The organism is Actinobacillus porcitonsillarum (assembly GCF_003101015.1).
Classification (GTDB): domain Bacteria; phylum Pseudomonadota; class Gammaproteobacteria; order Enterobacterales; family Pasteurellaceae; genus Haemophilus_A; species Haemophilus_A porcitonsillarum.
Genome location: NZ_CP029206.1, coordinates 249,958 through 266,215, shown reverse-complemented (window position 1 = coordinate 266,215; position 16,258 = coordinate 249,958). Strand labels below are relative to the sequence as shown.

Annotated in this window: 14 protein-coding genes; 13 read left to right on the top strand and 1 reads right to left on the bottom strand. The window is 37.0% G+C overall.

Features of this window, described 5'->3' with window-relative positions; all coding sequences use genetic code 11:
- Positions 1–5: 5 nt before the first annotated feature.
- The 8 genes from DDU33_RS01355 (at position 6) to dnaG (ending at position 8,314) form a co-directional block, all read left to right on the top strand.
- Positions 6–1,349, top strand: coding sequence for a DUF2142 domain-containing protein (locus DDU33_RS01355; protein WP_108922687.1), 1,344 nt, complete (start codon positions 6–8; stop codon positions 1,347–1,349).
- Positions 1,350–1,352: 3 nt separating this feature from the next.
- On the top strand, positions 1,353–1,712 hold the full coding sequence (locus DDU33_RS01350) for a GtrA family protein (RefSeq protein ID WP_108922685.1): 360 nt from the start codon (positions 1,353–1,355) through the stop codon (positions 1,710–1,712).
- Positions 1,713–1,725: 13 nt separating this feature from the next.
- Positions 1,726–2,691: a glycosyltransferase family 2 protein gene (locus DDU33_RS01345; RefSeq protein WP_108922683.1), complete on the top strand. Its 966-nt coding sequence runs from the start codon at positions 1,726–1,728 to the stop codon at positions 2,689–2,691.
- Entirely contained in the window at positions 2,684–3,556 is an 873-nt protein-coding gene (locus DDU33_RS01340; protein WP_108922681.1) for a rhamnosyltransferase, read from the top strand. Before DDU33_RS01345 ends, DDU33_RS01340 begins: the two co-directional genes overlap by 8 nt.
- Before the next feature lie 71 nt (positions 3,557–3,627).
- Positions 3,628–4,539 carry a glycosyltransferase family 2 protein gene (locus DDU33_RS01335; RefSeq protein ID WP_108922679.1) on the top strand — a complete coding sequence of 304 codons (912 nt, stop codon included), beginning with the start codon at positions 3,628–3,630 and terminating at the stop codon, positions 4,537–4,539.
- Positions 4,536–5,954, top strand: a complete 1,419-nt coding sequence (wbaP, locus tag DDU33_RS01330; RefSeq protein WP_108922677.1) for an undecaprenyl-phosphate galactose phosphotransferase WbaP — start codon at positions 4,536–4,538, stop codon at positions 5,952–5,954. Before DDU33_RS01335 ends, wbaP begins: the two co-directional genes overlap by 4 nt.
- Before the next feature lie 270 nt (positions 5,955–6,224).
- Complete coding sequence (gene rpsU / locus DDU33_RS01325; RefSeq protein WP_005817878.1) at positions 6,225–6,440, top strand: 30S ribosomal protein S21; 216 nt, start codon at positions 6,225–6,227, stop codon at positions 6,438–6,440.
- A gap of 128 nt (positions 6,441–6,568) precedes the next feature.
- Entirely contained in the window at positions 6,569–8,314 is a 1,746-nt protein-coding gene (gene dnaG / locus DDU33_RS01320) for a DNA primase (protein WP_108922675.1), read from the top strand.
- A 68-nt stretch (positions 8,315–8,382) separates the two neighbouring features.
- Here dnaG and rnr read toward each other — a convergent pair whose 3' ends face one another.
- Positions 8,383–10,722, bottom strand: coding sequence for a ribonuclease R (gene rnr, locus DDU33_RS01315; protein WP_108922673.1), 2,340 nt, complete (start codon positions 10,720–10,722; stop codon positions 8,383–8,385).
- A gap of 219 nt (positions 10,723–10,941) precedes the next feature.
- On the opposite strand from rnr, the gene rsmH reads away from it, so the two are divergent.
- Genes rsmH through DDU33_RS01290 form a run of 5 tightly spaced genes read left to right on the top strand, consistent with a single transcriptional unit; the run spans position 10,942 to position 16,245 of the window.
- Positions 10,942–11,886 (top strand): 16S rRNA (cytosine(1402)-N(4))-methyltransferase RsmH, encoded by a 945-nt coding sequence (rsmH, locus tag DDU33_RS01310; RefSeq protein ID WP_108922671.1) that lies wholly within the window; start codon positions 10,942–10,944, stop codon positions 11,884–11,886.
- A 14-nt stretch (positions 11,887–11,900) separates the two neighbouring features.
- Complete coding sequence (gene ftsL / locus DDU33_RS01305; RefSeq protein ID WP_108922669.1) at positions 11,901–12,221, top strand: cell division protein FtsL; 321 nt, start codon at positions 11,901–11,903, stop codon at positions 12,219–12,221.
- 14 nt (positions 12,222–12,235) lie between these two features.
- Entirely contained in the window at positions 12,236–14,275 is a 2,040-nt protein-coding gene (locus DDU33_RS01300; RefSeq protein WP_108922667.1) for a penicillin-binding transpeptidase domain-containing protein, read from the top strand.
- Between the two features lie 11 nt (positions 14,276–14,286).
- A complete protein-coding gene (murE, locus tag DDU33_RS01295; RefSeq protein ID WP_108922665.1) occupies positions 14,287–15,789 on the top strand; it encodes a UDP-N-acetylmuramoyl-L-alanyl-D-glutamate--2,6-diaminopimelate ligase in 1,503 nt (500 codons plus the stop codon).
- Positions 15,790–15,795: 6 nt separating this feature from the next.
- Complete coding sequence (locus DDU33_RS01290; protein WP_108922663.1) at positions 15,796–16,245, top strand: hypothetical protein; 450 nt, start codon at positions 15,796–15,798, stop codon at positions 16,243–16,245.
- Positions 16,246–16,258 lie beyond the last annotated feature (13 nt).

Sequence of the window (16,258 nt, the reverse complement as noted above, 5' to 3'; positions counted from 1 at the left end):
TTATTATGCTTAAGAAACTTAATTTAGAGAATAATAGTTTTAACCGATTATTTTTATTTGGTTTTACACTTGTAGTCTTAATGGTGTCTATATTGACACCGCCTTTTCAATCGCCTGATGAGTTTAAACATTTTGAGCGAGCATATACTATTGCAAATGGGCAGTTTTTTTTAGATAAAAAGGGGACTGGAAGGGTAGATAATAATTTACTTCAATTTGAATCATTGTACAATTCGTTTCCTTTTAAGTATGAAAAGAAAAATACATTTGAACTAGAAACTGATGCTCGGAGGTTAGATTGGTCCTCTGAATCACAAAATGTTTCATTAGTTAACACAGCTGTTTATTTTCCTATTCCATATATTCCACAAGCGGTAGGCATATATATTGGAAATATGTTAGATTTCTCAATTTATGATTCATATAGAATATCTAAGTTGATAGGGATTTTTTCTTGTTTAATTCTAATTTTTGTAGCAAATAAAATATATCCAATAACACCGGCAGTATATTTCATATTAACTTTACCAATGACTATTTTTCAAATGTCATCTACAACGCCTGATGGAATTATATTTGCTCTATCTTTAGTTTTGGGATCGCTCATCTCAAGAGGTATAAATCAAGACAGTAAATTTTCAATATCCCATTTTATATTAATTTGTATAACATACTTTATAATTTGCACGATGAAAATTAATATAATTCCAATACTAATAATTATTTTAATGGTGTGTCATCATCGTAAATTAAGATGTGGGTATAGATTCTTTTTTATAACAATATTTTTCATACTAGGGTGGATTCTATTCTCATATACTAATTTCCTCTCTGGAGAACATTTCTCTCAAGATGGATTAGGCACTACTGATAAAATCAAGTACTATTTAGCCCATACAAATGAATTTATCCAAATTTTTGTTAATACATTTAGTTCTGTTGAATTAATAGGTTCTCACTTAAAACAATTTATAGGTGTATTAGGGTGGTTAGATACTCCTCTTTCGTCAGAAAAATATACATTATTACTTTGTTATGGGGCTTGCATTATGGTATTGTCCTTAAATAGCTTTTCATTGAATATACATGTTTTTTTAAAGGTGTTTACGTTACTTTCCCTGGTATTATTCACATACTTTCTTTTATTATTAACATGGACACCAATTACTGAGAAAGTAATTCATGGAGTTCAAGGTAGATATTTTATACCTATAGCTATAATATTTGGATATATGCTACATTTAGGAGGATCAAAACTATCTCTTGCCAAGATAATAGTATTACTATCTTTAATATCTTCAAGTATATTTACTATCTCAGCCATCAATTATAGATATTTACTTAGTTAAAATATGAAAAAAATAATTATATTTCTATTTGTTGGCTGTAGTTCTGCATTAATTGATGTTGGAACTCTTTATATTTTAAACAAATTATTATTAGTTAGTGAGAGCTTGTCTGTATCTGTCGCCTTTACTGCAGGATTGATATTTAATTACCTTTGTCATACATACTTGACTTTTAATAAATCCATTACTCACTCTAATATCGTTAAATATTTAACTGTAGTATTAGCAAACTATTTATTAACACTAGGCTTAATAAAAATTCAAATACAATTTGATATTGATATTGTTATAGCTAAAATTATTACGTTACCTATCGTTGCCATGGTAACTTTTATATTATCTAATAAGTGGGTTTATAAATAAACTAAGGATATTTATGTTACAAAATAAAAAAATTGCGGCAGTTATCCCAACTTTCCGTGTGTTAGCTCAGATTGAAAAAGTACTTGCAAGGATGCCAGATTATTTCGATGTGATTTATGTTGTTGATGACAAATGTGATCAAGGTAGTGGGCAGTTTGTACAAGAACATCTTGTTGACCCAAGAATAAAAGTAATTTTTCACCAAGAAAATCAAGGTGTTGGTGGAGCAGTTATTTCTGGCTATAAGCAGGCTATATTGGATAATATGGACATCGTTGTTAAAATTGATGGGGATAACCAAATGGATCCTCATTTAGCCGATAAGTTTATTTTACCTATTGCTAATGGCGAAGCTGATTATACAAAAGGAAATCGATTTTTTAATCTTTCTGATGTAACAGATATGCCAAAAGTAAGATTTTTTGGCAATATTGCCTTGTCTTTTTTAACCAAGGCATCATCTGGTTATTGGAAAATTTTTGATCCGACTAATGGCTATACAGCAATTAGTGTGAAAGCATTAAAAATGCTACCTTTAGAAAAAATTCAAAAGCGCTATTTTTTTGAAAGTGATATATTATTTAGATTAAATCTTATTTCAGCTAAAGTAGTGGATATTCCAATGGTTGCTGTATATGGTGATGAGGTTTCTAATCTGAAAATTAGTAAAATTTTCTTTCCTTTTCTAAAAGGTAATTTATCAAATTTTTCTAAAAGAATTTTTTATAAATACTTTTTACAAGATTTCAATGTTGCCTCTGTAGAATTAATCTTTGGTACATTAATGACATCATTTGGCGTTATATTTGGTTTATATAACTGGATTACAAATGCTATTAGTAATATTGAAACACCAACAGGTACAATAATGATTTCGGCCTTATTTATCTTAGTTGGTATTCATTTGCTTTTGTCATTCCTTTCCTATGATGTTAATAATTACCCAACGGAAGCTATTAGTAAAAACTTAGATGAATAAACATATTTTCTCAGTAATTGTATGTTATGAACCAACAGAAAATATATTTTTGTTAGTTGAATCATTAATTCAACAGAATGTATATCCTATTATTATTGATAACTCAGAGAATAAATCTCTACATTTTGATAGAAATGGGTATTTATATAGAAAATTAGGTAAAAATGTAGGTATCGCAGAAGCCCAAAATATTGGTATTGATCTAGCCTTATCTCAAGGAGCTAAGGCTATAATCTTTTTTGATCAAGATTCTGTTATTAACAAAGATCTAATCAAAAAGCTCTATCAACCAATCTTAGATAATCATACATATATTTCTGCACCAATTTATCATAATCCTAACGGTAACTTTTTTTATCAAATTATTAAATGTGATCAGTGGGGGATTCGGAAAAAGATTATCCCATCTCCAGAGATGCCTAACTTTACAACTAATATCGCAATATCTTCAGGAAGTATGGTTAAAAGTGAGATGTTTGACATTGTTGGAAAAATGGATTCTTCACTTTTTATTGATCATGTTGATACTGAATGGTTTTTGCGAGCTGGTCATAAAGGGTACTCCACTCTCATAGTTACAAATGCAATTATGGAGCATACAATAGGCGATAATTTTATTGATTTAAAATGGATTAAAATCCCTGTTCACTCTCCCTTAAGACGTTATTATAGAGTAAGAAATAACTTTCTATTATTGAGATATAAACATTTTCCTAAATTACTGGCTTTTAGAGAAATATTTTTTTCTTTTCTACATCAACTTATCATTCTTCTTTTCTCTAAAAAGAAAAAAGAGTATGTTAGATATTTTATAAAAGCAATTTCTGATGGCATAATGAATATAAAAGGTAAAATTTCTGAATAGTTTTTTTGTTACCCGTAATAAAAGTATCCACTTTTATTAAAGTGATAAACAACACCTAAAACAAGCAAACAATGAAAATAACTTTAATTGTACCAACCTATAATGCTGGCTCTCTTTGGCAGAAATGGATTGAAGCTTATCAACATCAATCACTAAAAGCAGAACAAGTGATTATTATTGATTCATCTTCAACAGATCAAACAGCAATTTTGGCGGAACAAGCGGGCTTTTTTGTGCATACAATTGCAAAATGCGATTTTAATCATGGGGGGACACGCAATCAAGCTATAAAATATTGTGAAAAGGAAACAGAAATTGTTATATTCCTTACTCAAGATGCAATTTTAGCGTCTCCTTCTGCATTAGCAGAGTTACTTAAACCTTTTCACGATAAGCAAGTTGTAGCTGTTTGTGGAAGACAACTTCCACATTTAGATGCCAATTTACTAGCTACCCATGCTCGTTTATTTAATTATCCTGCTGAAAGCCAAATTAAATCACAAGCAGATATTTCTAGTTTAGGAATTAAAACTGCATTTATGTCTAATTCTTTTTCTGCTTATCGTAAATCAGTATTTGATGAATTGGGAGGTTTTCCTGAGAATACTATTCTAGCAGAAGATATGCATCTAGCAGCAAGAATGATTTTAGCAGGTTATAAAGTGGCATATTCTGCTGAAGCGACAGTTTATCACTCACATAATTATTCTCTCATAGAGGAATTTAAACGCTATTTTGATATAGGCGTTTTTCAACAAAAAGAGACTTGGATTCAGGATAAATTTGGGAAAGTGGGTGGAGAAGGAAAACGTTTTGTGTTATCAGAGCTTAAATTTTTATGGAAAAAACAGCCGCTTATTATACCTAAGGCAATATTCTCAACATTATTCAAATTTTTAGGTTTTAAATTTGGGATAAATTGGCATAAACTACCTTATTTCTTATGTAAAAAGATGAGTATGCATAAAGGTTATTGGCAATGAAAAAACAAGTGTTTTGTAAATACATTTTAGGAATAACGGATTTTTTTTCTCTTTCTTTTTCTTTTGTTCTTTCATTAGGGATTTTGCAATTATGGAAGAATGATTTGAACCGTTATTTTCCTACCGAACAATTTCAAGAGGCCATTCTAATTCATTTGGGATTGGCTTCTTTTTGTGTGATTTGGTTTTGGATTCGGCTTAGGCACTATACTTATCGAAAACCATTCTGGTTTGAATTAAAAGAAATTCTCCGCACTATAATAATTATTGCAGTAATTGAATTGGCTACGATTGCTTTTTCAAAACTCTATTTTTCTCGTTATTTATGGGTGTTAAGTTGGGGTATTACCTTAGTTCTGGTTCCTACTATCCGTATTTTAATTAAAAATCTTCTTATTAAGACAAAATTATATTTAAAAGATACAATTATTATTGGTGGTGGAAAGAATGCGATTGATGCTTATCGAGCACTGATGAGTGAGCCTTACCTTGGATTTAATGTAAAATATTTTATTGCCCTTAATCAGGTTGATGAATTGAAAATGTTGGGTATACCTATAATTAACGAAACTCGTCAAGGTATTTGGCAGCTAGTAACTAAGGAATCTGATCAGTTTATTATTGCACTTGAAGAAGATGAAATAGAACTACGTGATCAGTGGATGCGTTATTTTTCTAAAAAATATTACCGTTCTGTTTCTGTTATTCCAACTTTACGAGGTTTGCCGCTTTATAGCACAGATATGTCTTTTTTATTTAGCTATGAAGTTATGTTACTTAGAGTCAATAATAATTTGGCTAAACGTTCTTCTAGAATAATGAAAAGAATCATGGATATTATTGGTTCACTAAGTTTAATTATTTTATTATTACCTTTATTAATTACACTTTATTTTCTAATTAAGCAAGATGGTGGCAATGCGTTATTTGGGCATAAACGTATCGGACAAAATGGTAAGCCGTTTGCTTGTCTAAAATTTCGTTCAATGGTGCTAAATTCAGAGCAAATTTTAAATGAGTTATTGGAAAATAACCCTGAGGCTAAAGCTGAATGGGAAAAAGATTTTAAATTGAAAAATGATCCACGTATTACTCCGCTTGGACATTTTATTCGTCGGACAAGTTTGGATGAGTTACCTCAGTTATTTAATGTATTAGTTGGGCAGATGAGTCTTGTAGGGCCTCGTCCTATTATTGAAGATGAACTTGCTTATTATAAGGATGATGTAGACTATTATTTAATGGCAAAACCAGGAATGACTGGCTTATGGCAAGTCAGTGGAAGAAATGATGTTGATTATGATACTCGAGTTTATTTTGATTCGTGGTATGTGAAAAATTGGTCTCTTTGGAATGATATTGCGATTTTATGTAAAACAATAAATGCAGTTAGGCAACGAAGTGGCGCTTACTAAATGAGAATTTTCATGGTAGAGAAATTTGAAACAAGAATCCGCAAAAGTATAGTGGTGTTTCAATCATAAAGCCTGATCCGGTGGCAGAATATTATTGATGGTTCTTATAAAAAGATAAAGCCATAAAATTTTAGATAAAGCTCTTTTCTGGATAAATTCTCCTCTTTACTTTCAGCTTTGGCTAAGGTAGAATTAACCACCTTTTTTAGTTCTATGCCGCCAACTTAGTGTGCGGTTTAATTTAATCATATTTTTCTGAGGTGATGGCATATGCCAGTAATTAAAGTTCGTGAAAATGAATCATTTGACGTTGCATTACGTCGTTTCAAACGCTCTTGCGAGAAAGCGGGTATCTTAGCAGAAGTTCGCGCTCGTGAATTCTATGAAAAACCAACAACAATTCGTAAACGTGAAAAAGCATCTTTAGCTAAACGTCACGCTAAACGTAATGCTCGTGAAAACGCACGTAACACTCGTTTATACTAATTAGCTCTCGCTATTTAGCCAATTTACTGAAACCGTGAAACCTCTAGGAATCACGGTTTTAGTGTTTTTACCCTTTTAATCTATTTATAAGCGGTGAGATTTTTCTCAAATTTTGCAATGGAGGAACAATGAAAGGTACTATTCCACGTTCATTTATTGATGATCTTATTGCGAGAACCGACATCGTTGAGCTTATCAATCATCGGGTTAAACTCAAAAAAGCGGGGAGAGAATATCACGCTTGTTGTCCTTTCCATCATGAAAAAACACCTTCTTTTTCGGTAAGCCCTTCTAAGCAGTTCTACCACTGTTTTGGTTGTGGAGCGCATGGGAATGTTATTAGTTTTTTGATGGAATATGACAAACTTGAATTTCCAGAAGCGATAGAAGAGTTAGCGGCTTTGCATGGATTAGAGGTGCCTCGTGAAAACTTGAGGCAATCTGACTCTCGTTCTCCACAAGTGGGCTATAAAGCAAAACGTGATTTATACGGTTTGCTTTCAGAGATCACACAGTTCTATCAACAAAATCTGCAACAAGATATTCCTAGCCAAAGCTATTTGCAGCAACGAGGGCTTTCGCCGGAAATTATCGCCCGTTTTGAGATTGGTTTTGCGCCAAACGCTTACGATGCCGTATTAAGAAAATTTGGGAAAAATCCGGAAGAAGTCCAGAAATTGCGAGATACCGGTATGCTCTCTGAAAGTGAAAGCGGTCGGATTTACGATAAATTTCGCAATCGCATTATGTTCCCGATTCGGGATAAACGTGGGCGAGTGATTGCTTTCGGTGGGCGAGTCATGGGAGATGAACGCCCTAAATATCTTAACTCACCTGAATCTGCGACTTATCATAAAGGTAATGAACTTTATGGCTTGTATCAGGCACTTCAAGTTGATGAAAATCCGCAATATCTCTTTGTTGTTGAAGGTTATATGGATGTTGTTGCGCTTGCTCAATTTGGGGTAGAAAATGCAGTTGCCTCATTAGGAACCGCCACAACAGGTGAGCAGATTCAACAAATGTTTAGGGTAACAGAGCAGATTATCTGTTGTTATGATGGTGACCGAGCAGGGCGTGATGCGGCTTGGCGTGCTTTTGAAAATGCGTTGCCTTATTTATATGATGGGCGGCAATTAAAATTTATCTTCTTACCCGATGGGGAAGATCCGGATACTTTTGTTCGCTCTCAGGGGAAATCAGGTTTTGAGCACTATTTGCAAGAAAATGCGAAATCGTTAAGTGATTTTTTATTTGATTCTCTGCTTGTTCAAGTGGATCTCTCCAGTAAAGAGGGAAAATCCAAACTAGCCTCTTTGGCAATTCCTCTCATTAACCGTATCCCGGGGGAAATGTTACGTGTTTATTTACGAAACATTTTAGGGCAAAAGTTGGGGATTTTGGATCCAAGCCAATTAGAAGCCTTGTTGCCAAATCGTTTGCAAGTTAAGCAAGAAGCGCCAAAAGCACAGGGCATTAAACGTACGCCGATGCGCTTGTTGATTGCATTACTCTTGCAAAATCCGGATTTGGTTAAACATGTGCCGGATTTAACGCCACTGAAAGAATTAGATGAAGCCGGTTTTGACCTCTTTGTTGAGCTTGTTCAAGTTTGCCGTGAACAGGTTGGCGTGAGTATGGGCGCGTTGTTAGAACATTGGCGAGATACACCTAATTACACGATTTTAGAGCGATTGGCGGGCTGGGATCACTTAGTGAGTGATGAAAATCTTGAGAAAGAATTTATTGAAACTCTCAGTTTTTTATATACCAAATTGGTTGAAAAACGTGTAGAGGTTCTAATTGCCAAAGAACGGACACAAGGGCTAAGTGATGAAGAAAAGCAAGAGCTTGTGTTACTTGTTTCGCAATAATGGGGCATAGTAGGGACACTACGCTAGTGTCCCCGCACATTTCTTCTGCAACTGCTCTATGATACGAATTATCTCCCCTTCCGTTTTGCAGATTTTTTCTTTAATTTAACCGCTTGTTTCTTTTTCGGCTTCTCTTTTTTTACAGTTTTTACCTCTTTGAACACCGGTTTTTCTGCCACATTCATTTTTTTCGCTTTTTGTTTTGCGGTCTTGCCGATGGCAATCCCTTTGCGAAAATTACCCAATAAGGCAAAATCAATTTTCTTATCATCTAAATTGACGTTAATGACTTTCACTTTAACCGGATCGCCTAAACGATAAATCACGCCGGAGCCTCCCACTAAGCGCTGGCGAGCGGCATCATAGTGATAGTAGTCGTTTTCGAGGGTAGAAATATGCACTAAACCATCAATAAGCAGTTCGTTGAGTTTCACAAATAGCCCAAAGCCGGTTACGCTAGAAATGACGCCCTCGAATTCTTCACCAAGATGGTCTTGCATAAATTCACATTTCAGCCAGTCAGCAACTTCACGGGTTGCTTCATCAGCACGGCGCTCTGTGGCAGAGCAAGCATCGCCAAATTGATCCATATCATCAAGGCTATAATGGTAGCCACCACCCTCGGTATAATGGCGCTTGTTGCCTTTTTCTTTTTCAATAAGATATTTAATTGCTCGGTGTAACAATAAATCCGGATAACGGCGAATAGGTGAAGTAAAGTGCGCATATTCTTGTAAAGCTAAACCAAAATGTCCAATGTTATCCGGTGCATAAACTGCCTGTTTTAATGAGCGTAATAACATCGTTTGAATGAGCTCACGATCAGGACGATCGGCAAGCTGTTCAATCAATGTAGCATAATCTTTAGGTTGTGGGTCAAGCCCAACATTCCAAATCAAACCACATTCATTGATAAACGATTTAAAGCTGACTAATTTTTCTTCGCTTGGTTTGTCGTGAATACGATATAACGCAGGTTCATTGGCATTTTCAACAAAGCGAGCAGCGGCAATGTTGGCTAAAATCATACACTCTTCGATGATTTTATGGGCGTCATTACGAACAAGTGGTTCAATGCGTTCAATGCGTCCTTGCGGATTGAAGACAAATTGGTTCTCGACCGTTTCAAATTCAATCGCACCACGTTCTTGACGAGCCTTAGCTAAAATTTGGAACATCGCATAAAGTTCTTCAAGATGTGGGACTAATGTTTGATAGCGCTCACGTAGTTCCTCATCGCCTTGCAGCATTTTCCATACTTTCGTATAGGTCAGGCGAGCGTGAGAATTCATTACTGCTTCATAAAATTGATAACCAGTAAGTTCGCCTTGCGCTGAAATCGTCATTTCGGCAACTAAACAGAGGCGATCCACTTGTGGATTAAGCGAACATAACCCATTGGAAAGAATTTCCGGCAACATTGGAATAACCCGAGTTGGGAAATAAACGGAGTTACCCCGATTAGCTGCTTCTAAATCAAGAGCGGTTTTCGGGCGAACATAATAGCTGACATCGGCAATCGCTACCCATAAACGCCAGCCATCGCCTTCTTTTTGGGCAAAAACCGCATCATCAAAATCTCGAGCGCTTTCGCCATCAATGGTAACTAGGGGTAAATCACGTAAATCAACACGCCCTTGTTTAGCTTCTTCCGGCACTTCTTCGCTTAATTGGCGAATTTGCTTTTCTACTCCTTCGCTCCACGTGTGGGGAATGTCATGATTACGTAGCGCAATTTCAATTTCCATACCCGGGGCAAGATTATCGCCAAGAATTTCGGTTATAAAACCTACAGGGCGGCTAAAACTCGCTTTACGTTCTTGAAGCTCAACCACAACCACTTGTCCCATACGTGCACCAAGACGATGTTCATCAGGAATGAGAATATCTTGACTAATTCGACTATCATCCGGCACGACAAAACCAATGCCACTTTCGAGGAAAAAGCGTCCTACAATCTGTTTCTTACGCGCTTCTAATACACGTACAATTCGCACTTCTTTACGTTTAAAACGATCGGTTCCGTTAGGTTGCGCTAAAACAAAATCACCGTGCATTACTCGGCTCATTTGTGTGTTTGGGATAAACCAGTCATCATCGCCTTCAACTTGTAAAAAGCCATAGCCATCTCGATGGCCAATAACGGTTCCTTTGATTAAATCCATTTTTTCAGGTAGCGCATAACGTTTACCTTTGGTAAACACTAACTGCCCATCGTTTTCCATTGCTCGCAAACGGCGGCGAACGCCCTCAGTGCGTTCTTCATCATAGATGTGAAATGCCTCAAGAAGCTCTTCTCGGCTCATTGGCGCATCATATTCTCGAATGGTTTTTAAAATAAATTCTCGGCTTGGGACTGGGTTTTCATATTTTTCTAATTCAGCTTGGTAATTTGGATCAATGATCATTTTTCTTCTCTCTTATTATTTATTTGTAAAATATTCGGCAAATTTTACCGCTTGATCACCTCGTTAATTGCCATAGTAGCAAGTTTCTATGAATAATCCTAAACAAATTTAGAAAACAGCTTGCTCCCTCTAGGACGAACCGATAAAATTTGTACCCTTTAGGGAACTTTTCTCTAAGCCAATACTCTCTAAAATAATACTTCTATTTAGGAAAGCAGAATGAGCGACACACTCCATAAACATATTACCGTACTACTCCATGAAGCTGTTGAAGGTTTAGCCATTAAACCCAATGGCATTTATATTGACGGTACTTTTGGGCGTGGTGGGCATTCTCGACTTATCCTTTCTAAATTAAGCGAGCAAGGTCGCTTAATTGCTACCGACCGTGATCCCCGTGCGATTGCAGAGGCTCACACGATTACAGATCCTCGTTTTCAAATTGTTCATACGGCTTTTTCAGCTATTCCACAAGTGTGTGAAGATCTCGATTTAATCGGCAAAATTGACGGTATTTTGTTAGATCTTGGGGTATCTTCTCCACAACTTGATGATGCCGAGAGGGGCTTTAGCTTTATGCGTGATGGACCTCTCGATATGCGCATGGATACCAGTAAAGGGCTTTCTGCCGCAGAGTGGTTAGAGCAAGTGTCTGTTGAAGATTTAACTTGGGTATTAAAAGAATTTGGCGAAGAACGTTTTGCCAAACGCATTGCGACAGCAATTGTGAATTTTAATAAAACAAGCGGTCAAAAAATTACCCGTACTTTGCAATTAGCGCAAATTATTAGTGATGCAGTGCCTTTTAAAGATAAGCATAAACACCCTGCAACACGTTCATTCCAAGCGATCCGTATTTTTATCAATAGCGAATTAGATGAGTTGGAAAAAGCACTTAATTCCGCATTAAGTGTGCTTGCACCGGAAGGTCGTTTATCGATTATTAGTTTCCATTCGTTAGAAGATCGTATGGTCAAACAATTTATGAAGAAAAACAGCAAAGGTAAAGAAGTCCCACGTGGGTTACCTATTTTAGAAGCGGACTTAAATAAAGATATTCCGTTAAAAACGATTGGCAAAGCAATAATGCCGAGTGAGGCGGAAATTGAAGCAAACCCTCGCTCACGCAGTGCCGTGTTGAGAGTGGCGGAGAAAAGAGGATAAAAATAGGGATATATATGGCAAGTAGTGAGCGTTACCCATTACGGCAGATTATTTTAGATGATTTAACCAGCAGTAATAAGTTGGCATTATTGTTGTTATTTTTGGTCATTGCAACAGCAATTGCCACTATCTGGATTACTCATCAAACACGTTTATTAACAGCGGAACAAGGTTCGTTAGTTAAACAGAATCGTAGGTTAGAGAATCAATATATCCACTTACAGCTAGAAGAATACACTCTAGGGCATAGAGACAAAGTGGATGAGAAAGCAATTAATTTTGGGTTACGCCCAATTCATAAAGATCAAGAAATTATTTTGATTCAAAGTAAGTAGAGTTAAACAATATTATGACAAAGGCAGTCAAATTAAAAAGAAAAAAGCGAACACCACTTGCCAAAAAAGAAGATAAAAACCAACAAGAAAAAATGAAATCCTCGGAATTATCGACAAAACCGAGTTTTCTTCCATGGCGTTTTATTTTTGTGGGACTATTTATTTGTCTCGCTGTTGCTGGTTTGATTTGGCAAGCGGCTTATATTCAATTGATTGACTCTGATCGCTTGATAAAAGAAGCGAATAACCGTTCGCTTCGTTCTACAGAATTGCCTTTTACGCGAGGAAGAATACTGGACCGTAATGGACGCTTTCTTTCATTAAGCGTACCAATGTACTCCATTACGATTGATCCGAGAGAGTATTTTGATAGTAAATTAAAACGCTCACCTGAAGCTTGGAAAGCATTAGCAATGGAAACCGAGAGTTCAAAGAGTAAAATTGAAAAAGGTGTGAGTAACTTTATCGATAAAAAGAATAAGTCTAAAGAAAAAGTCGAGTTTGATCCGCGTGCAATCTTAAACGTGAAAGATGGGAGTTATTGGACGCTTTTAGCTCAAACTACAGGATTAGATTATAACTTATTGATTGAAAAAGTACGTAATAATCCAAATTCTGCTTTTATTGCGATGGAAACAGAACAAGCTAATATTGAGCGTGAAAAATGGAAAGCCTTAGCCAAAAGCACTGGGCAATCTTATAGCGAGTTGATGGATAAATTATACAAATCAGCTCGTCAGCGTTTTGTTTACCTTGCACGAAGAGAAGAAGAAAGTATTGCCAATTACGCTAAAGAGTTGAAATTGGAAGCGATTGTCATTCGAGCGGAATCTCGTAGGATGTATCCGCTCGTAGAAGAGGCATCACAACTGATTGGCTTTACCGATATTGATGACAAACACGGTGCGGAGGGGCTTGAACGTAGCTTTGATTCATTATTGATTGGTAAAAGTGGTAAGCAAGTCATCCGTAAAGATGCACGAGGTAATGTCATCGAAAATGTACGCGATGAAAAACAATACGATCCACAAGATGTTGTACTGAGCATTGATGAAGAGCTACAGTCCATGGTGTATAGCGAAATTAAGAAAGCGGTAAAAGAAAATGATGCGGAATCGAGTACGGCTGTTTTAGTTGATGTGACTACCGGCGAAGTGCTTGCAATGGCAAACGCACCTTCATTTAACCCTAATAAGCGGGATACATTTAAGCCTGAGTTAATGCGAAATCGTGCGATTACCGATACTTTCGAACCGGGTTCCACGGTAAAACCTTTGGTTGTACTTACTGCATTACAAAATGGGGCAACTTACCGTGATGAAATTATTAATACACGACCTTTTACGGTTAATGGTCACACCATTAAAGACGTTTCACCTCGAGAAAGTCTTTCGCTTACCGGGATTTTACAAAAATCTAGTAACGTGGGGGTAAGCCGCTTAGCACTGAGAATGCCAAGTACAGCGTTAGTTGATACTTACAGCAAAGTAGGCTTTGGTAAAGATACAGGGCTAGGGCTTGGCGAGCAGCGTGGTACAAACGGGGATCGTAAACGTTGGGCGGATATTGAACGTGCAACGATGGCATATGGTTATGGTTTAAATGTAACGCCATTGCAATTAGCTCGAGCTTATGCAACTTTAGGAAGCTTTGGGGTTTACCGTCCTCTTTCTATTACGAAGGTCGATCCGCCGGTGCTAGGGGATCGAGTATTACCAGAAAAGATAACGCGTGATGTCGTGAAGATGATGGAAAGCGTTGCGCAAAAAGGCGAAGGCGGACAACGAGCAATGGTTGATGGCTACCGTGTAGCAGTAAAAACAGGTACAGCCCGTAAGTTAGAAAAAGGGCAATACGTTAAAAAATATTTTGCCTACACTGCAGGTATTGCGCCTGCAAGTAATCCACGCTTTGCATTAGTCGTGTTGATCAACGAACCTAAAGCAGGCAATTATTATGGTGGTGCCGTATCCGCGCCATTATTCTCCAAAATCATGGGGTATACGTTAAAAGCGTATAATATTAAACCGGATAATCTTTCAGAAACTCATTAAGTGATTATAGTATGAAACGTTTACTTTCATTTTTCCCGGCACTTGAAAGCTGGGCAGAATTAAAAACCTTAAACAAAATGACCTTAGATAGTCGCCAAGTTGAAAAGGGCGATCTGTTTGTTGCCTTAAAAGGACATCAAGTCGATGGTCGTCAATTTATTGAAAAAGCGATTGAACAAGGCGCTTCTTTAGTTTTAGCCGAAGCAGATGACGATGTGCAAGCGGTAAGGTTGGCAGAAAAATTTGCAAAAAATCATGAAAATCAGACCGCTTGTGTGTTGGAAGTGCCGAATTTACCGAAACAACTTTCGGCGATTGCAGGTGCATTTTATGGCAATCCGTCAGAAAAATTAACCCTTGTCGGCATTACAGGTACTAACGGCAAAACCACCACAGCACAACTTTTTGCCCAATGGCGAAACTTGCTTGGCTGTAAGTCAGCGGTGATGGGAACCATCGGCAACGGGCTATACGGGCAAGTACAAGAAGCGGTAAATACCACAGGTTCTGCCGTTGAAATTCAACGCAACCTTGCGAACTTTGTCGAATTAGGGGCAGATTTCTGTGCAATGGAAGTCTCTTCTCACGGCTTGGCTCAATATCGTGCCGAAGCTCTCGCCTTTGACTTGGCGATTTTCACTAACTTAAGCCGTGATCACCTTGATTATCACAACACAATGGAAGAATACGCCCAAGCGAAATTCCGCTTATTTGGCGAGCTTTCATCAAAACAACAAGTGATTAATGCTGATGATGAAATCGGGCGTGAATGGTTAGCAAAATTACCTGAAGCCGTCGCCGTCAGCACCGACAGCCAATTCCAACCACAACAAGCCCGTTGGGTCAAAGCCAAAGCGGTACAATTTACCTTACAAGGTGCGACCATTGAAGTTGAAAGTAGCTGGGGCAACGGCGAACTTAAAAGTCGTTTAATCGGGGCATTTAATGTCAGCAACTTATTAACTGCTTTTGCCGGTTTATTGGCTTTGGGCTACGATTTGCAAAAATTAATCGAAACCGCACCGCTGTTGAACGGCGTATGCGGACGTATGGAATGTTTAATCAGCGAAGAAAATCCTGAAGAAAGCCCGATGGTGATTGTCGATTACGCCCATACCCCCGATGCCTTAGAAAAAGCCTTAGATGCCGCACGTTTGCATTGTGAAGGCGAATTGTGGTGTGTCTTTGGTTGTGGTGGCGACCGTGATACAGGTAAACGCCCATTAATGGCACGCATTGCCGAACAGTTAGCGGATAAAGTAATTGTAACGGATGATAACCCTCGCACCGAAGATCCTGATGTGATTTTTAACGATATTATGAAAGGTTTCCGCAAACCAAAAGCGGTACAGTCTATGCATATTCGCCAATATGCTATTGAACAAGCGATTGCTCAGGCCGAACCAAAAGATGTGATTTTAATTGCCGGTAAAGGGCATGAAGATTACCAAATTATCGGCACGAAGAAATATCATTTTTCGGATCAAGAGTGGGCGAAAAAATTTCTTGGCTAGGGATCTATGAATAAACAAAGAATTACGATTACTGCCTTTATTTTTAAATTAGGTGACGATTATTTAGGATTTTTAAGGAATCTTACTCCAACGGTACTTTTTCTTTCTTTGGCGTTTTTTGGATTGCCTGAATTAGAGAATCCAAATTGGAGCCTTGAAAAAGTAGGCATGGTGTTGTTTTCTTTAGGATCACTCTTTATTGCAATCAGCGCTATGGCGGTTAATATCGTTTCATTTGCGAAGAAAGCACTAAAAGCTTTGCAAGAATTGCAGAATATAGAAGTCAGTGCGCCGCTTAGTTTTTGGCAAACGGTGAAACTATTGTGGCAAGAAGGAAATGCTAAAGTCGTCATGTTCTTTTTTGTCATTAATATTGTCGCTATTATGATGGTAATGACCTACGGCATGAACTATGCATTTAATTTCTACCGAACCATATCTAGTATGGTTGGGTAAATATAAGGATAAT

Coding starts and splice junctions, on each gene's coding strand:
- DDU33_RS01355 (WP_108922687.1), top strand. CDS start 6: ATGCTTAAGAAACTTAATTTAGAGAATAATAGTTTTAACCGATTATTT.
- DDU33_RS01350 (WP_108922685.1), top strand. CDS start 1,353: ATGAAAAAAATAATTATATTTCTATTTGTTGGCTGTAGTTCTGCATTA.
- DDU33_RS01345 (WP_108922683.1), top strand. CDS start 1,726: ATGTTACAAAATAAAAAAATTGCGGCAGTTATCCCAACTTTCCGTGTG.
- DDU33_RS01340 (WP_108922681.1), top strand. CDS start 2,684: ATGAATAAACATATTTTCTCAGTAATTGTATGTTATGAACCAACAGAA.
- DDU33_RS01335 (WP_108922679.1), top strand. CDS start 3,628: ATGAAAATAACTTTAATTGTACCAACCTATAATGCTGGCTCTCTTTGG.
- wbaP (WP_108922677.1), top strand. CDS start 4,536: ATGAAAAAACAAGTGTTTTGTAAATACATTTTAGGAATAACGGATTTT.
- rpsU (WP_005817878.1), top strand. CDS start 6,225: ATGCCAGTAATTAAAGTTCGTGAAAATGAATCATTTGACGTTGCATTA.
- dnaG (WP_108922675.1), top strand. CDS start 6,569: ATGAAAGGTACTATTCCACGTTCATTTATTGATGATCTTATTGCGAGA.
- rnr (WP_108922673.1), bottom strand. CDS start 10,722: ATGATCATTGATCCAAATTACCAAGCTGAATTAGAAAAATATGAAAAC.
- rsmH (WP_108922671.1), top strand. CDS start 10,942: ATGAGCGACACACTCCATAAACATATTACCGTACTACTCCATGAAGCT.
- ftsL (WP_108922669.1), top strand. CDS start 11,901: ATGGCAAGTAGTGAGCGTTACCCATTACGGCAGATTATTTTAGATGAT.
- DDU33_RS01300 (WP_108922667.1), top strand. CDS start 12,236: ATGACAAAGGCAGTCAAATTAAAAAGAAAAAAGCGAACACCACTTGCC.
- murE (WP_108922665.1), top strand. CDS start 14,287: ATGAAACGTTTACTTTCATTTTTCCCGGCACTTGAAAGCTGGGCAGAA.
- DDU33_RS01290 (WP_108922663.1), top strand. CDS start 15,796: ATGAATAAACAAAGAATTACGATTACTGCCTTTATTTTTAAATTAGGT.